The following is a 13,470-nucleotide window of genomic DNA, read 5'->3' as shown; positions in this document are numbered from 1 at the left end:
GTTCAGGACTCGGTGATCCAATCCGTGGCAACTGCGGGATCGATGTCGTCGTCCGCCAGCAGGCCCAGGGTTCGCTCCGCCCGTTCCAGATCGTCCTCGATGGTGTCGAGTTCGTCATCGCTGAGCAGTTCGGGCTGCAGTTCCGACTGGGGCGGCCCGGCACGCAACCCATCGGGCGAAGGCGGCTCTTCGGGCCCGGTTTCGGGGGACACCGTCGTCAGGCTAGAGCGAGAACCCTCGCCAGTAGCCTCGATACGAGTACCGGAGCGCCGCATCGGCGCCTACCGACGGCGGGCCGCTAGCTCATCAGGTAGAGCAGGGGACTTTTAATCCCAAGGCGCCGGGTTCGAGTCCCGGGCGGCCTACCGCACCGACACACTGGCAGCTTGCGCGCTTCGAACCAGCCGCCTTCTGCCGCGAGCACGCCGGGCTGGGACTGTCAGAAAGTTTGTGTAAACGGCGTGGTCTGAGGGTCCGCAGCGATGGGCTGTGGGCCGGGAAGGATCATGTCTGTGACTGATCAGAATATGCCGGCTGTGCCGGCGGGAGAGGCCGTCGGCGAGACGGCGATGACCGACTGGGCCGAGCTTTTGGTGACCCAGGCACGCGCTGAGGGCGTGGAGCTGACCGGCGACGGCGGTCTTTTGACGGGGCTGGTGCGTCAAGTGCTCCAGATCGGCCTCGAGGTCGAGATGAGCGAGCATCTGGGCTATGAGCGTCACGCCGTTGCGGGCCGCGGGTCGGGCAACTCGCGCAACGGGTCGACCCCCAAGACGGTCACCACCGAGATCGGCGAGGTCGACCTTCGGGTGCCTCGTGACCGTGCCGGGACGTTCTGCCCGGTGACGGTGCCCAAGCACCGCCGCCGGCTGGACGGCCTGTCGGGCAACGTGATCAGCCTCTATGCGAAGGGGCTCACCACCGGCGAGATCCAGGACCACCTGGCCGAGATCTATGACACCTCGGTGAGCCGGGAGACGATCCCGGTAGATCACCGAGGGGATCGTGGCCGACATGGCGGTGTGGCAGAACCGCACCGCTCGACCCGGTCTACGCGGTGCTGGGTTCGACGCGATCGTCGTCAAGGCCCTTGACTCCCAGGTCGCCAACAGGCCTGTGTATGTCGCTATCGGCGTGGATCTTCAAGGAGAACGCGACGTTTTGGGCATGTGGCTGGGCCCGTCGGGCGGCGAGGGCGCCAAGCAGTGGGCGACGATGCTGACCGAGCTGCGAAACCGCGGTCTCGCCGACGCGTCGGTTCGTGTGCTGCGACGGCCTCAAGGGCCTGCCCTCGGCGATCCGGGCGACCTGGCCCGAAGCGACAGTTCAGACATCGTTAGTTCATTATGGGTAGGCCCCGAAGGGTTCGGGGTGTCATCCGCGTCGGCGGAAGAGAACCAGTGCAGACCGACCCAGGAGGTCCGGACGCAGACCTGTTCCTTTCGTCGATGACGGGCCTCGAACTGCAATCAGGAGTTGCGCTGCGAGCGCCGAAACGAGTGACGGTGGCGGTCTGTCGAGACGGGTGAGCTGACCTCGACGGAGGACGACATATGACAGCATTTGCCGGTATCGACTGGGGCGGGGCTTATCACCAGGCCGCAGTCGTCGATGACTTGGGGCGGGAGCTGGTCAACCGGCGTTTCGCCCATGACCGGGCGGGCGTCGACGGTCTCGTCGCTTTGCTGGGAGATCACGACGGGCTCGTGGGGGTCGCGGTCGAGCGAAGCGAGGGGCTGCTCGTCGAGCGGCTCCTCAGTGAGGGCTTCGCGGTGTTCGCGGTGAGTCCAAGGGTTTCGGCTGCTGCTCGTGAACGCCACCAGGCCGCGGTTCGCAAGAGCGACCGCTTCGACGCGTTCGTGCTGGCTGATCTGATGCGCACCGACGGCTGGAAGTGGCGGCCCCTGGCTGCGGAGTCCGCGCTGCAAGCCGAGCTGCGGGCGGTGACGCGGCACCGCCGTCAGTGCGTGGACAGCCAGATCGCTGTCGAGGCGCAGCTTCGAGAGACCTTGGTCGCCTATCACCCTGCGGTGACCGCGCTGTTCTCCAGCGTCGACCGCGACGCCACGATCGCGTTCTTGCGCGGCTACCCGACCCCAGAGGCCGCAGGCCGGGTCGGCGACAACCGCATGGCCGGTTTCTGCAGTCGCATCGGCTACTCGGGCCGGGTCCCGGCCGGTGTGCTCGCCGAGCGGCTGCGCGCCAATCTGCTGTGCGCAGCACCCGGCAGCGTCGCCGGGCACAGCTACGCAGCCCTGGCGCTGGCCGACCAGCTCGAACTGCTGAACCACCAGATCCGGTCCTACAACCGGCGCATCGGCGCACTACTCGCCGACCACCCCGACCATCGGATCATCGACAGCTTCCCCGCCGTGGGCCGCGTCACCGCAGCCGAGCTCATCTCAGAAATCGGCGAGGACCGCGGCCGCTACCCCACAGCACAGGCACTGCTCGCCGAGGCAGGCGCCGCGCCGGTCACGCTGTCATCAGGCAAGATCCAACGCGTGCGGGTCCGGCGGGCCTGCAACCGCCGACTGCGAGCCGCCACCACCAGCTGGGCCTACACCCTCAAGCGCATTGACCCCGTCTCAGCAGCCCGCTACGCCAAAGCCTGCGAACGCGGCGCCACCAAGCACACCGCCCTGCGTGCCGTAGCGTCGAGCTGGCTGCGCGTCCTGTGGCGCTGCTGGCAAGATCGCACCCTCTACGACCCCGCGATCCACCGACCCGACACGCCACGCTGAACCGGCCGCCCAACACCAATCCGGCTCCCGCCGACACAACGCCGGCCCCGCCAGCGCGCCCCCGCACAGCCCGCTCCCCGCCAAAAGGTTGACAACAGGAGTCTGCGTCGTGCACATGGTCCCCAACAGCCTGCGGTACGCGTCCCCCAAGCACTGGAGCCCCATCACCAAAGCCATGCGCGACATCTACACCTCAGCGACCGTCGAGGCCGCCGAGCAGCGCTTCGAGAGCTTCGCCGACGACTCGCAGGACACCCTGCCCCGCGATGATCCGGTCGTGGCGCAACTCCTGGGACGAGTTCGTGCCGTTCGGGGAGTTCCCCGCCGAGCTGCGCAAAGTCGTCTACACCACCAACGCCATAGAAAGCCTCAACGCCAGATTCCGACGGGCAGTGCGCCATCGAGGGCACTTCCCCAACGAACAAGCAGCGATGAAGGTCCTCTATCTTGTCGCCACCGCCCGACCCAAGAACCGAACCAACCTCACCGGCAAGACCAACGGCTGGAAAGCAATCCTCAACGCGCTCACCGTCCACTACGGCGACCGAATCGCCGACCACATCCGATGAAAACCACCACGACCGGATACACAAAAAATATGACAGGCCCCGCACCGCATCGCCCGACGACGCCCGCTACAACACCTGGCAGCGATGGGAGCTCTACTTCACCGCCCGCTGCGAACGCCTCGAAATCCTCTACAGCGACACCAACCTCGACGTCGAAGCCACCTTCAAACGGCCCACCGGCAAAGGCGACAACGACCCCACCACCAGCGCCGACATCAACAAAGCCAGCCCCCAACCGGCCGCAGCAGGCAGACCCCAGGCCCTCTGCAAACGCAACACCTGATCTCGCTGCGCTCGTCGTACGTTCCCGAGGCCGAGACGCTGCCCGCCCGGCCCATCCCGGCCAGCGACGCTCGTGCCCCGCCTACAGTGCTCGCCGTGGTGGCCGTACCGATACGACGCCTCGATCCGGGCCTCCCGCTGCCGAGCTACGCGAAGCCTGGAGATGCGGGATGCGACCTGCTCGCCGCTGAAGCGGTCACGCTTGCTCCGGGCGGCGGGCGTGCCATGGTGCGAACCGGCATCGCGGTGGCCATCCCAGAGGGTTTTGCGGGTTTCGTGCAACCCCGCAGCGGGCTGGCGCTGCGGCACGGTGTGACCTGCGTGAACTCACCCGGGTTGATCGACAGCGGCTACCGGGACGAGCTGCGGGTACTGCTGCTGAATACCGACCCGGCCGAGCCCTACGAGATCCAACGCGGCGACCGCATCGCCCAGCTGGTGATCCAGCGCATTTCCCAGGCCGAGTGGTACGAGGTGGATGCGCTCGACGAGACCGAACGCGGTCTCGGAGGATTCGGGCACTCCGGTCGCTGAGCGCGTGCGATCATCCCGGCTCGGCCCGCCACTGGACCGTCCGCGAGCTTGGCCGGAATGCGACCGCGACTGGTGGCTGCTCGTGCCCTAAGGCGCCACTACATGGGTCTCATCAGGCGGCTCGACCAAACGCACCGTGCGCATCGCAGCGCTGCCATGGACGGACTTCATCTACGGCTGAGCGGCGCCCGGCTGCGGGACCCACCACTGGTCGATCTGCTGCTGATACACGACATGCGCTGTGCGTCCACGAGGGAACCATGCAAGTTCGCGGTTGCCTCCTGGTGCCGCTGATCTGCAGTCGACTCCGTCCAGTTGGGCATCGAAAGCGGCCTGGCCGATGGGCTGGCACTGCTCGTGTGGGACTGCTGCGCTCTTGGCATCGAGCGGATAGGTAGCCGGCAGCCCGAGCGCTTGGACTCCTTGGGGTGTGAATGCGTCGGCGGCGATCCCCTCCGGCAGTCCGACTTCGACGATCATCGGCGCCGTTTGCGGGTCAAGGAGGGTTGCGAAAGGCTGGATGTCGATCTTGCGCCGGATATTCGCTTGGGCGGTATGCCGGTCGTGGTTGAGATACAGGCACGGCATCCCGGGCGGATTCCATCGCTGCCCGTTCCCGCGAGCTGCGTACGACGCGTCGACCGGATCGTCCCACTCAGGGTCAGCAACGCGAAAGTACGTGCCTCGGATCTCTGCCGTTTGCATGTTCAGGCCACGTCGCTGAAGTCGAAGCTCCACCGGATGAGGTCCAGCAGCCATTGATACTCGTCGTCCCTGAACACTTCCAGAATGTTGCGGCCCCCATAGGTGTCCGACTTCATCCGTACAGCGGCTGGCTGAGTCCCTTCGCGCAAGCGGTACTTCAAGGTCTCAGCGATCTCCGCGAGAGCGCCGATCTTCTCGAGTCGGTCGGCCGGAGGGCCTGAGACGAGCCATTTGTCGACGGCTTGGCGACTCACCCCCATCATCTCCGCGACATCGGCGCTTGAGAGGTCACAGATGGCCATCGCTCGTTTCAGCGGCCCGCCATGTGTGCGCTCAAGCTCCACACTGGCGACCGCCTTGCGCGCCCGAGCGAACTGATCCTCATCGATGTCGTCACGCGTCGTGACGCACTCATGGGGGATGCCGCCGAAATGGCCACGCAGGCGATCCACGACAATCTTCACGAATCCCGCGCCATCAGGAGTCGGGGCCATCCACAAGTACACCGGGATGTCTCGTTGCAGCAGTTGAAGGACAACTCTCGGATTCGTCTCGCTCAGTGCGTCCGCGGCCACTCCTTTGCTGGTGCCCACTGGTTTCTCGGCGAGCGCTCGGATCGCGAGGTCGGCCATCTCGTAGTAGCGGTGCCAGATGGCAAGACTGCCCTCATGCACGACACGCGGCACAAGCAGGTCGAAGGCAGCTACGACGTCAGGGATCTCCTTGGTGGCTGCCGCGGTCGCCTCATCAAGGTCGCCCTGCAGCAGCTGGTCGACATTCCACATGACGACACGCTACCCCGCGCGAGCCTCTAATGCAAGTTCATTCGGTTGCTCACAGGTTGCGACAAATGCCATTGGTCTCTGCCGGCGCTGGTGGTCGAAGGCATCCCGGCCCGTCACACCCAGGCCCGAACTGCTGACCCCAAGATCATGACTGTCACACCCCATCGGTAGCCATGACGCCATGACGACGAAGCCGCCGACACGGCAACCGCTGACCTTGTTCGACGTCTCGCAGTTCGAGTTCGAGGACGACTGCGCTGCCAAGACGCCGGCTCGGCCGTCGCTCAAGGGGGCCCGAGCCAGCGGCTTTGCTGTCGCAGGCAGCGCCCGGAGGGTCGCAAGTGCCGAGGCGGCCCAAGCCCGCAGGCGCCGCGCCCGGGCGCGACTGGCGAAACGTCGCTACCTCGCCGACACCGACGGCTACGAGCGCATCGAGCAGACTCGTCGGGCCCTGCACCTCGTGGCCGACTAATGCTCGCCGTCTGCGGCTGCGTCCTGGTGCAAGGCAGCCGCGGCCATGTGCGCTCCGCCGATCAGGTGGGGGTTGATGACGCGATCGGCGCCTGCTTGTTGCAGTTTCGGCAGCGCGTCCGCCGAGTTTGCTCTCGCCACTATGAACAGATGTGGGCACAGCGCGCGAGCGCTCAGGGACACGTAGAGATTGTCGACATCGGAGTCCATCGCCAGCACCAGCGAATCGGCCCGCTCGATGCCGGCATTGCGCAGCGTTGCGTCGTCGGTGGCGTTGCCGAGCACCATGAAGCGATCCTCAGGGCCCACGTCGGGGTCGCGGTCGATGACGACCACCTCGGTGCCGGCGTCAGCCATGACCGCGGCGATAGCCCGGCCGACCTGGCCGTAACCGCAGATGACCGAGTGACCGGACAGGTTGTCAATAGAACGCTGCATGCGTCGCCTCCTGACGTGATCGTCGAGCCGCCCCTCGAACAGCATCTCGATGACAACGCCGATGGTGTAGAGCGAAGTGCCGGTGCCGAGCAGGATGAGCACGATCGTGAAGAGCTGGTAGCGACCTCCCACGTCCTCGGGGTCGCCATAGCCGACGGTCGAGACTGTGATGACGGTCTGGTACAGCGCGTCGAGCACATCGAGGCCGAGCAGCACATAGCCCGTCGTGCCGGCCGCCAAGATGGCCAGCAGCACCGAGAGGCCGGCAACGAGCCGCTCGACAGGTTCAAGCCCTCCCGAGACAAGACGCCGCCGCGATTCGCTTCGGGTTCGCGAACGGCGGCGCGACCGTCGTCGTCGCAGCACGCCTTTCATCGATTGCACGCTATTGCGGTCGACAGCGCAGGTCGTGCCTACGATGCAGCCCGTGATGGTCTGGCTGGATCTGGAGATGACCGGGCTGGATCATCGGCGCCATCGAATCGTGGAGATCGCGACCGTGATCACCGACGATGCACTCGACGTGATCGCCACGGGTCCGTCGTTGGTCATCGGGGCGTCACAGGCCGATCTCGATGCGATGGATCCCGAAGTCCACACGATGCACACCAAGACCGGGCTGCTCGGCGAGATCAGGGCGTCGCAGATCTCCGTGGCCGAGGCAGCCGAGCGCACGCTCGCGTTCGTGACCGAACACATCCCGAAGCCGCGCACGGCGCCGCTGTGCGGGAACTCGATCGGTACCGACCGCCGCTTCTTGGACCAGTACATGCCGGCGCTGGAAGAGCACCTGCACTACCGGGTGGTCGACGTGTCATCGATCAAGGAGCTCGCCAAGCGTTGGCGACCAAACGTCGCTGAGGCGTGGGCAGAACAGAGCCGATCCCGGGCCGGTACCACCAAGCATCGAGCCCTCGACGACGTGCTCCAGAGCATCGACGAGCTCCGCTTCTACCGAGACCAGTGGCTGGAGCCGGTCGCGACCGGTGCGATCGCCGACGTGGCCGACGAGCCCGGCGCAGAATCGAACGCTCCTTAGAAGTCGAAGGCCGTTCGCTAGCCTGCACCCCGTGTCACGCCCGACGCGCGAGGAGCAGATGCCGCCCGACGGCAAGGTCACTGAGCTCGCGCCGGACGTGCGCCGGCTGCAGCTGCCGATGTCGATGCCAGGACTCGGCCATGTGAACTGCTACATCCTCGACGACGACCGCGGCGCCGCCCTCGTCGATCCCGGCCTGCCGGGCCCGGCCAACTGGAAGGCGCTCATGGCAGGGCTGGCACAAGCTGAGGTGCCGCCCGAGCGGGTCCACTCGATCATCGTCACCCACAGCCACCCGGATCACTTCGGGGCGGCGGGACGCTTCGTCCGTGAATTCGGTGCCGATCTGGTGACCCATCGCCGATTCCGGTTGTGGTGGGACACCGCGGACGAGGACGAGGAAGCTCTCGAACCGGTGTCGTCCGACGGCGAGAACAACGAGCTCGTCGCCGATCCGGTGCACAGCGGACGCGACACCGGACCAGGCGGCCCTACGCCATGGGGCGGCCAGCGTTACAAGATGCCCATCCGGGCGAAACTCGGCTACTGGGCGATGCGCAATGGGTGGGGCGGCCGCTGGTTCGCCACCCCGCACCCCACGCACCACGTCGAAGATGCCGACCGGATCAAGCTGGCGCGGCGTGAGTTCGTGGCGGTCCACACCCCGGGTCACACCATCGACCACCTGTGCCTGTTCGATCCCGAGGGCGGCCTGATGATCTGCGGCGACCACGTGCTGCCGACGATCACGCCGCACATCTCGGGCATCACGACAGCGCGCGACCCGCTCAAGGATTTCTTCTCCAGTCTCGATCGGGTCGCCAGCTTTGACGGCGTGACGATGGGTCTGCCGGCTCACGGCCAGCCGTTCACCGACCTGTCTGGCCGGGTCGAAGACATCAAGCGTCACCACAACGAACGTCTGGACCTGCTCCGTTCGTCGTCGGACCGGCTCGGTCGCGCACCCGTGCAGGACTACATGAAACAGCTCTTCAAGGAGCGTTCGTGGGGTCCGATGGCGGAGTCTGAGACCTTTGCCCATCTCGAGCATCTGCGCTACATCGGCGAGGTCGACGTCTCCCGGCGACCCGATGACGTCCTCGAGTACGAGTTCGACTGAAGACTGCCTCTGTTCGCAGCATCCGGAGCAGATGCCATAGCTGCGCAGGCGGCAGGAGACTCTGCGACGTTGCGACCTGCCGGATCGCTGGAGCAGAGGGTTCTGCCGCCTGCACAGCGAGCGCGCTGAAAATAACTTGACGCGGCCTGCGGTGAAGTGATGTTCTTGGCGCCGCTGCGGCCTATCGTCGGGATTCCGCAGCTGGCCACCAGCCCCGACCATTCGCTCGATTGGATCCTCGATGTCCGACCTCGGCACCTACACCACGGCGCGTGCCTGCGGGTACCGCGTACGGGTGCCTGCACCTGACGCGCGTTGCCGCTGGCAGCCCGCCACGCGGTCCCGGACGAGCGGCACGGCCATCGACGTGCTCACGGCGGTGGGTGCCATGCCGACCATGTTCCAACATGCGGTGCGCGGTCACGGTGCCAACCCAGCGGCAACCGTCAAGCGTCACCGCCTGCGGCCTTCGGAGTGTCTGATGTAGTCCACTGAGACACCAGAACTCTCCGAACGGCCGCCGGGACAACCCGGCGGCCGTTTCGCGTTTCTGCCACCTCGGCCGAGATCAGCACTCACTACCACCGACCACTTCACAAATCACAAGGCAGAGGAGAAAGCTCATGCTGGCACTCGTCATCGACAACACACCGACCCTCACCACTGAGGGTTGGCGCGCACAGGGCCGCTGTCGCGACCTCGTGGGCACCCTGACCCCCTTGTTCTTCTCGGAGAACTTCTACGAGATCGCTCGCGCCAAGGCCATCTGCTCGGCATGCCCAGTGATGAGCGAGTGCTTCGAGGCCGCGGCGCAGCGCCATGAACCTTGGGGCGTCTGGGGCGGCGAGCTCTTCGAGAACGGGCAGGTCCGCAGGGACAAGCGCCCACGCGGCCGTCCGCCCAAACGGTCCCGGCCGCCGATGATCATCGAGGAGGTGCCACTGCCCCCCGAATTGGTCCGCGCCTGAGTCTTCCCCTGCTCAGGCGCGTCCTCCGAGTGGATCCGTCCCCCTTGTCGGGTCCCTCCGCTGGGCTTGCCGCCCCCCTCCGGCAAGCCCAGCCGCCATGGCCTGCACTGCCCCCGCAGGCCTCATCAGACGGTCTGCTCCGGTGGACTGAGGCTGCCCGAAATGGGCGGCCGGCAGCCCCGGAGCAGGCCGTCAAGCGGTGATGCAATGCGGCCGTCACCCGACGATGCCGCAGCCATTTCACCGTCGGGTGCCTGAACTAGCGCCGCGTCAGCGAACGTTTGCGGGGTTGCAGGTGCTGTCTCGCCGCTTGGAGTTGGGGGGGTTCCCGCAATCGCGGGCACTTCGAGCGCTGCCTCACGCGGCACTGGCCGCTCCCAAGAGCGCAAGTAGCCTCACGTCTGCATGGAGGCACCGAGAGGCGCGAGCTGGCGAGCACATCTCAGGGGTTGGCGCGGGGGCTTGTTCGCCCTGCTCGGCCTCTACGCGCTCGGTGTGGCGGTATTCCTGCTCGCCGGCGGCGCCCAGCCCGCGATGACCTCGCTCGTGGCGATGGAAGCCGAAGTGGAAAGCGGCGAAGTCGGCGTCGCCGCCGGCCAAACCTCTCCGGACGACTCAGCTTCCTCCCAGAGGACGGCGACCGACGCGACGGAGGCTGCTTCGACTGCGGCCACAACGACGGAACCCCCTCCGGCGTGCAGTGACATCAACCCCGTCGATCACGGCGTGAATCCGGGCCTCACCGGCGTGCACGCGCTGGAATTTGTCACGCTCGAAGAACAGCCGGCAGCGTTCGCCGGGTACGAAGGCTGCCCGCTCATCGTGAATTTCTTTGCGTCGTGGTGTGTGCCATGCGTCACCGAGATGCCCGACTTCGAACGTTTCTGGAATACCCACGGCACACAGGTTGCAGTGCTGGGACTGGCGGCGAATGATCGGCTGGAAGACGCCATTGCTACGGTCGCTGAGCGGGGCGTGACCTATCCCACCGGGCTCGATGAGGGCGAGCTGTTCATCGACTTCGGCGGGCTGGGAATGCCCACGACAGTGTTCGTCTCGCCCCAAGGCCAGATCCTCGAAACACACAGCGGCCTGCTCACTCTGGAAGACATCACCACCCGCGCAGAGGAGCACTTCGGGCTATGAGCCCGAAGCAACAACACAGCGGGCTATGAGCCCGAAGCAACAACACAGCGGCCTCCAGGCCGAAACGGCCAACACAGCGGCCTCCAGGCCGAAACGACCAACACAGCGGGCCATACACCCAAAACAACAACACAGCGGGCCATACACCCACAGCAAGGAGACAGCGGACTATGAACGGCGCTCGCCTCACCTTCGCCTTCACCGCCGGCATTGTCGCGACGGTCAACCCGTGCGGGTTCGCGATGCTGCCCGCCTACCTGTCGTTCTTCCTGGGAATCGACCGCAGGGCTGGTGAAGGCAGTTCCCGAGCAGGTGTCGGCAGGGCACTGGCGACAGGCGCCGTTGTCACCACCGGCATCGTCGTTGTCTTCGGTGTCGTCGGCATCGCCCTGTCGGCGGGGTTGAGCGCCCTGCGCGACTACGTGCCGTGGGCAGCCATCGTCATCGGTGTCGGACTCATCGCGCTCGGCGTCGCCATTCTCGCCGGCTTCCGCTTGACGGCATACCTGCCCAAGTTCGAGCGCGGCGCCTCGGGGCGAGATGTGCGCTCGCTCTTCCTGTTCGGCGTCAGCTACGCAGTGGCATCGGTGTCGTGCGGGTTGGCGACGTTCCTCGTCGTAGTCACCGCGTCGGCCGGCGACGACAGCTTTGTCGGCGGCATCGTGTCGTTCGTGCTGTATGCGCTGGGCATGGGCCTCGTGCTCACCTCGCTGGCAGTCAGCCTGGCGCTGGCCCGCGGCTGGCTGCTCGGCAAGCTGCGCGTGCTGATGCGTTACACCGACGCCATCGCCGCTGTGCTGATGATTGCCGCCGGCGCCTTCACCATCTGGTATTGGTTCATCGACCTGACCGACCGCGGCGGCGACGGACTGGTGGTGACGGTCGAACGCTGGAGCAGCAGCCTGAGCAACTGGGTCGCCTCGGTCGGCGGATTGCGGCTGGGTCTGGTCATGAGCATCGTGCTCGCCATCGGAGGCATGGCAATGCTCGTGTCAGGCCGTGGCGACGAGCCAGCCACGGCGTCGGGCGTCTCCGATGAGTCCTCCGGGCCAGACCAAGCGGGCACTGCCACTGAGGTGCTGAACTAAGCCACTGTGGCACTGCACCTCAAGGACCGCACGCTCCTCGATGCCGAGCGGCCCTTCGCCGAGCTGCTGGGCCGTCCCGGCGTGACTGAGGTGCGCCAGCTCGGCTCGCGATTCGGCTTCATGGCGTTTCACGGCGGCTGGCTCGAGGAGATCACCGACGACATCGCCACGTCCGCCGCCGAGCGCAGCGGGGCCTCGATGTACGCCTGCCTGCAAGGCCCCGACGATCAGTGGCACCTGCCCAGCCATTGCTTCGATCCGGCCGATTCGCCGGTGCTGCGCGAGTTCCTCGATCACGTGGATGTCGTGGTGGCAGTCCACGGTTTCGGCAGCCCTCGCCTGCTGCGGGCAGTGCTGCTCGGCGGACGCAATCGGACGCTGGCCGCCCATGTCGCCGTACACCTGATCGGTCGGCTGCCCCACTATGAGATCCTTCACCGTCTCGACGAGATCCCCAAGTCACTGGCAGGCCAGCATCCCCGCAACCCGTGCAACCTGCCCCGCGGCGGAGGGGTCCAGATCGAGTTGCCCCCGCGCATCCGCGGCAAGAGCCCGATGTGGACAGGATTCCGTGGCCCCGGCCGTGTACCGCATCACGAGGCACTTATCGAGGGTCTCGCGGCGGCGGCTCGCGCCTGGACGTTCTCGGAGGACCCGGCCGTCGAACATAGCGGCCTGGTTCGTGAACCTTCGATCGCCGACTGAGTGATCCCCGGGCGCTCTTTCACGATGTCGTTTGGGGTCGTTCCCGAGCCTTCGATCGCTGACTGAATGATCCCGATGCCGTCGCGCGTCGCTGTGGGGGTGGCTGCGGCGGGAATCGTCGGCGCTGCCGTCCGCTGGGGCGTCGCCGCACAGGCCGACGACACATGGGCGCTGCTCATCGTCAATGTCGTCGGATGCGGCATCGTCGGCTGGGCCACCGCCCGCCGCGAGCGAGTCTGGACGCGCCGGCTCACGCAATCCAGCATCCCCAGTGCCGGCCGCGTCGATGGCGGCCCGTCGCCTTGGTTGACTGCCGGCTTCTGCGGGGCGCTCACCAGCATGTCGGCACTCGCCCTGCAACTCGCCAGATACCTCGACGACGGCCGCTTCGCGTCTGCGGGAGCATGGCTCGGTGTGACCGTTGCAGCCTGCACTGCCGCATTCGTGGGGTGCCGCATTGCCGTCATCGCCCGCTGGAGGCGATCATGACGGCGTTTGTCGTGGTGGTCGGCTTCAGCGTCGCAGCCGCCGCTGGCACCCTCGTGCGCTGGCGAGTGAGCACAGCACTCGGTCCAGGCGGCACGTTGATGGTCAATGTCGCCGGCGCCTTCGTTCTGGGCCTGCTCGCCGCCACGTCTGGCGCTGCCGCGACCATCATCGGCACCGCGGGCCTCGGCGCTCTCACCACCGTGTCAGGCATCCTGCCCGAGAGCGCCCGCCTCAGCCGAGCCAGCCCTGCGCTCGCCCTCGGCTACGTCTCGCTGACGATCACCGGCGCCACCATTGCTGCCTACGTCGGCCTCGCGCTCGCCTAGGAACGTGGTCGGAAAGTCGGCGGATTTGCACATGCGGCGGTTGGTGGCGCGGGACGATGCC

Annotated in this window: 18 protein-coding genes, 1 tRNA gene and 2 pseudogenes; 17 read left to right on the top strand and 4 right to left on the bottom strand. The window is 66.6% G+C overall.

Annotated elements, in window-relative coordinates; translation table 11 throughout:
* Positions 1–2: 2 nt before the first annotated feature.
* Entirely contained in the window at positions 3–212 is a 210-nt protein-coding gene (locus ACOGJB_RS12315; RefSeq protein WP_419837408.1) for a hypothetical protein, read from the bottom strand.
* Between the two features lie 80 nt (positions 213–292).
* Between ACOGJB_RS12315 and ACOGJB_RS12310 the strand changes: the two genes are divergently transcribed.
* The 7 genes and pseudogenes from ACOGJB_RS12310 to dut all read left to right on the top strand — a co-directional run bounded on the left by ACOGJB_RS12310 (position 293) and on the right by dut (position 4,129).
* A tRNA-Lys gene (locus tag ACOGJB_RS12310) sits at positions 293–365 on the top strand.
* A gap of 147 nt (positions 366–512) precedes the next feature.
* Positions 513–1,094, top strand: coding sequence for a transposase (locus tag ACOGJB_RS12305; RefSeq protein WP_419837407.1), 582 nt, complete (start codon positions 513–515; stop codon positions 1,092–1,094).
* Positions 1,015–1,200 (top strand): annotated as a pseudogene (locus ACOGJB_RS12300) (transposase); the annotation flags it as partial. The gene ACOGJB_RS12305 and the pseudogene ACOGJB_RS12300, both read left to right, overlap by 80 nt.
* Positions 1,201–1,261: 61 nt before the next feature.
* Positions 1,262–1,354: a transposase gene (locus ACOGJB_RS12295; protein WP_419840734.1), complete on the top strand. Its 93-nt coding sequence runs from the start codon at positions 1,262–1,264 to the stop codon at positions 1,352–1,354.
* A 199-nt stretch (positions 1,355–1,553) separates the two neighbouring features.
* Positions 1,554–2,744: an IS110 family transposase gene (locus ACOGJB_RS12290; RefSeq protein ID WP_419837406.1), complete on the top strand. Its 1,191-nt coding sequence runs from the start codon at positions 1,554–1,556 to the stop codon at positions 2,742–2,744.
* Positions 2,745–2,847: 103 nt separating this feature from the next.
* Positions 2,848–3,313 (top strand): annotated as a pseudogene (locus ACOGJB_RS12285) (transposase); the annotation flags it as partial.
* Positions 3,314–3,682: 369 nt separating this feature from the next.
* Positions 3,683–4,129 carry a dUTP diphosphatase gene (gene dut / locus ACOGJB_RS12280; RefSeq protein ID WP_419837405.1) on the top strand — a complete coding sequence of 149 codons (447 nt, stop codon included), beginning with the start codon at positions 3,683–3,685 and terminating at the stop codon, positions 4,127–4,129.
* Between the two features lie 171 nt (positions 4,130–4,300).
* Here the strand turns inward: dut and ACOGJB_RS12275 are convergent, their stop codons facing one another.
* Positions 4,301–4,834, bottom strand: a complete 534-nt coding sequence (locus ACOGJB_RS12275) for an RES domain-containing protein (protein WP_419837404.1) — start codon at positions 4,832–4,834, stop codon at positions 4,301–4,303.
* A 2-nt stretch (positions 4,835–4,836) separates the two neighbouring features.
* Positions 4,837–5,619, bottom strand: coding sequence for a helix-turn-helix domain-containing protein (locus tag ACOGJB_RS12270; protein WP_419837403.1), 783 nt, complete (start codon positions 5,617–5,619; stop codon positions 4,837–4,839).
* Positions 5,620–5,800: 181 nt separating this feature from the next.
* On the opposite strand from ACOGJB_RS12270, the gene ACOGJB_RS12265 reads away from it, so the two are divergent.
* Complete coding sequence (locus tag ACOGJB_RS12265) at positions 5,801–6,091, top strand: hypothetical protein (RefSeq protein WP_419837402.1); 291 nt, start codon at positions 5,801–5,803, stop codon at positions 6,089–6,091.
* On the opposite strand, the gene ACOGJB_RS12260 is transcribed toward ACOGJB_RS12265, so the two are convergent.
* Positions 6,088–6,903, bottom strand: a complete 816-nt coding sequence (locus ACOGJB_RS12260) for a potassium channel family protein (RefSeq protein WP_419837401.1) — start codon at positions 6,901–6,903, stop codon at positions 6,088–6,090. The two genes, ACOGJB_RS12265 and ACOGJB_RS12260, sit on opposite strands and share 4 nt — an antisense overlap.
* A 55-nt stretch (positions 6,904–6,958) precedes the next feature.
* Between ACOGJB_RS12260 and orn the strand changes: the two genes are divergently transcribed.
* From orn to ACOGJB_RS12215, 9 genes are all read left to right on the top strand, one after another.
* Complete coding sequence (gene orn, locus ACOGJB_RS12255; protein WP_419840733.1) at positions 6,959–7,567, top strand: oligoribonuclease; 609 nt, start codon at positions 6,959–6,961, stop codon at positions 7,565–7,567.
* Positions 7,568–7,598: 31 nt separating this feature from the next.
* Complete coding sequence (locus ACOGJB_RS12250; protein WP_419837400.1) at positions 7,599–8,687, top strand: MBL fold metallo-hydrolase; 1,089 nt, start codon at positions 7,599–7,601, stop codon at positions 8,685–8,687.
* 241 nt (positions 8,688–8,928) lie between these two features.
* A complete protein-coding gene (locus tag ACOGJB_RS12245) occupies positions 8,929–9,174 on the top strand; it encodes a hypothetical protein (RefSeq protein WP_419837399.1) in 246 nt (81 codons plus the stop codon).
* Between the two features lie 136 nt (positions 9,175–9,310).
* Complete coding sequence (locus tag ACOGJB_RS12240) at positions 9,311–9,655, top strand: WhiB family transcriptional regulator (protein ID WP_419837398.1); 345 nt, start codon at positions 9,311–9,313, stop codon at positions 9,653–9,655.
* A gap of 405 nt (positions 9,656–10,060) precedes the next feature.
* Entirely contained in the window at positions 10,061–10,801 is a 741-nt protein-coding gene (locus ACOGJB_RS12235) for a TlpA family protein disulfide reductase (RefSeq protein ID WP_419837397.1), read from the top strand.
* Positions 10,802–10,971: 170 nt separating this feature from the next.
* The gene (locus tag ACOGJB_RS12230; protein WP_419837396.1) at positions 10,972–11,889 is read left to right on the top strand and encodes a cytochrome c biogenesis CcdA family protein; all 918 of its coding nucleotides are present in this window, start codon (positions 10,972–10,974) and stop codon (positions 11,887–11,889) included.
* A gap of 6 nt (positions 11,890–11,895) precedes the next feature.
* On the top strand, positions 11,896–12,594 hold the full coding sequence (locus ACOGJB_RS12225) for a poly-gamma-glutamate hydrolase family protein (protein ID WP_419837395.1): 699 nt from the start codon (positions 11,896–11,898) through the stop codon (positions 12,592–12,594).
* Between the two features lie 75 nt (positions 12,595–12,669).
* Complete coding sequence (locus tag ACOGJB_RS12220; RefSeq protein ID WP_419837394.1) at positions 12,670–13,083, top strand: FluC/FEX family fluoride channel; 414 nt, start codon at positions 12,670–12,672, stop codon at positions 13,081–13,083.
* Positions 13,080–13,409 (top strand): CrcB family protein, encoded by a 330-nt coding sequence (locus tag ACOGJB_RS12215; RefSeq protein ID WP_419837393.1) that lies wholly within the window; start codon positions 13,080–13,082, stop codon positions 13,407–13,409. Before ACOGJB_RS12220 ends, ACOGJB_RS12215 begins: the two co-directional genes overlap by 4 nt.
* Positions 13,410–13,470: the final 61 nt, after the last annotated feature.

The sequence above is a fragment of the Candidatus Poriferisodalis sp. genome (assembly GCF_965208895.1).
Classification (GTDB): Bacteria; Actinomycetota; Acidimicrobiia; order Acidimicrobiales; family Poriferisodalaceae; genus Poriferisodalis.
Note: the sequence above shows the minus strand (reverse complement) of the source record. Positions and strands in the feature narration are given on the sequence as shown.

What these genes read in the sequence shown, in the direction of transcription:
- ACOGJB_RS12275 (WP_419837404.1), bottom strand. Translation starts at nt 4,834, where the DNA reads ATGCAAACGGCAGAGATCCGAGGCACGTACTTTCGCGTTGCTGACCCT.
- ACOGJB_RS12230 (WP_419837396.1), top strand. Translation starts at nt 10,972, where the DNA reads ATGAACGGCGCTCGCCTCACCTTCGCCTTCACCGCCGGCATTGTCGCG.
- ACOGJB_RS12245 (WP_419837399.1), top strand. Translation starts at nt 8,929, where the DNA reads ATGTCCGACCTCGGCACCTACACCACGGCGCGTGCCTGCGGGTACCGC.
- ACOGJB_RS12220 (WP_419837394.1), top strand. Translation starts at nt 12,670, where the DNA reads ATGCCGTCGCGCGTCGCTGTGGGGGTGGCTGCGGCGGGAATCGTCGGC.
- ACOGJB_RS12265 (WP_419837402.1), top strand. Translation starts at nt 5,801, where the DNA reads ATGACGACGAAGCCGCCGACACGGCAACCGCTGACCTTGTTCGACGTC.
- ACOGJB_RS12290 (WP_419837406.1), top strand. Translation starts at nt 1,554, where the DNA reads ATGACAGCATTTGCCGGTATCGACTGGGGCGGGGCTTATCACCAGGCC.
- ACOGJB_RS12215 (WP_419837393.1), top strand. Translation starts at nt 13,080, where the DNA reads ATGACGGCGTTTGTCGTGGTGGTCGGCTTCAGCGTCGCAGCCGCCGCT.
- ACOGJB_RS12260 (WP_419837401.1), bottom strand. Translation starts at nt 6,903, where the DNA reads ATGAAAGGCGTGCTGCGACGACGACGGTCGCGCCGCCGTTCGCGAACC.
- ACOGJB_RS12270 (WP_419837403.1), bottom strand. Translation starts at nt 5,619, where the DNA reads ATGTGGAATGTCGACCAGCTGCTGCAGGGCGACCTTGATGAGGCGACC.
- orn (WP_419840733.1), top strand. Translation starts at nt 6,959, where the DNA reads ATGGTCTGGCTGGATCTGGAGATGACCGGGCTGGATCATCGGCGCCAT.
- ACOGJB_RS12240 (WP_419837398.1), top strand. Translation starts at nt 9,311, where the DNA reads ATGCTGGCACTCGTCATCGACAACACACCGACCCTCACCACTGAGGGT.
- ACOGJB_RS12235 (WP_419837397.1), top strand. Translation starts at nt 10,061, where the DNA reads ATGGAGGCACCGAGAGGCGCGAGCTGGCGAGCACATCTCAGGGGTTGG.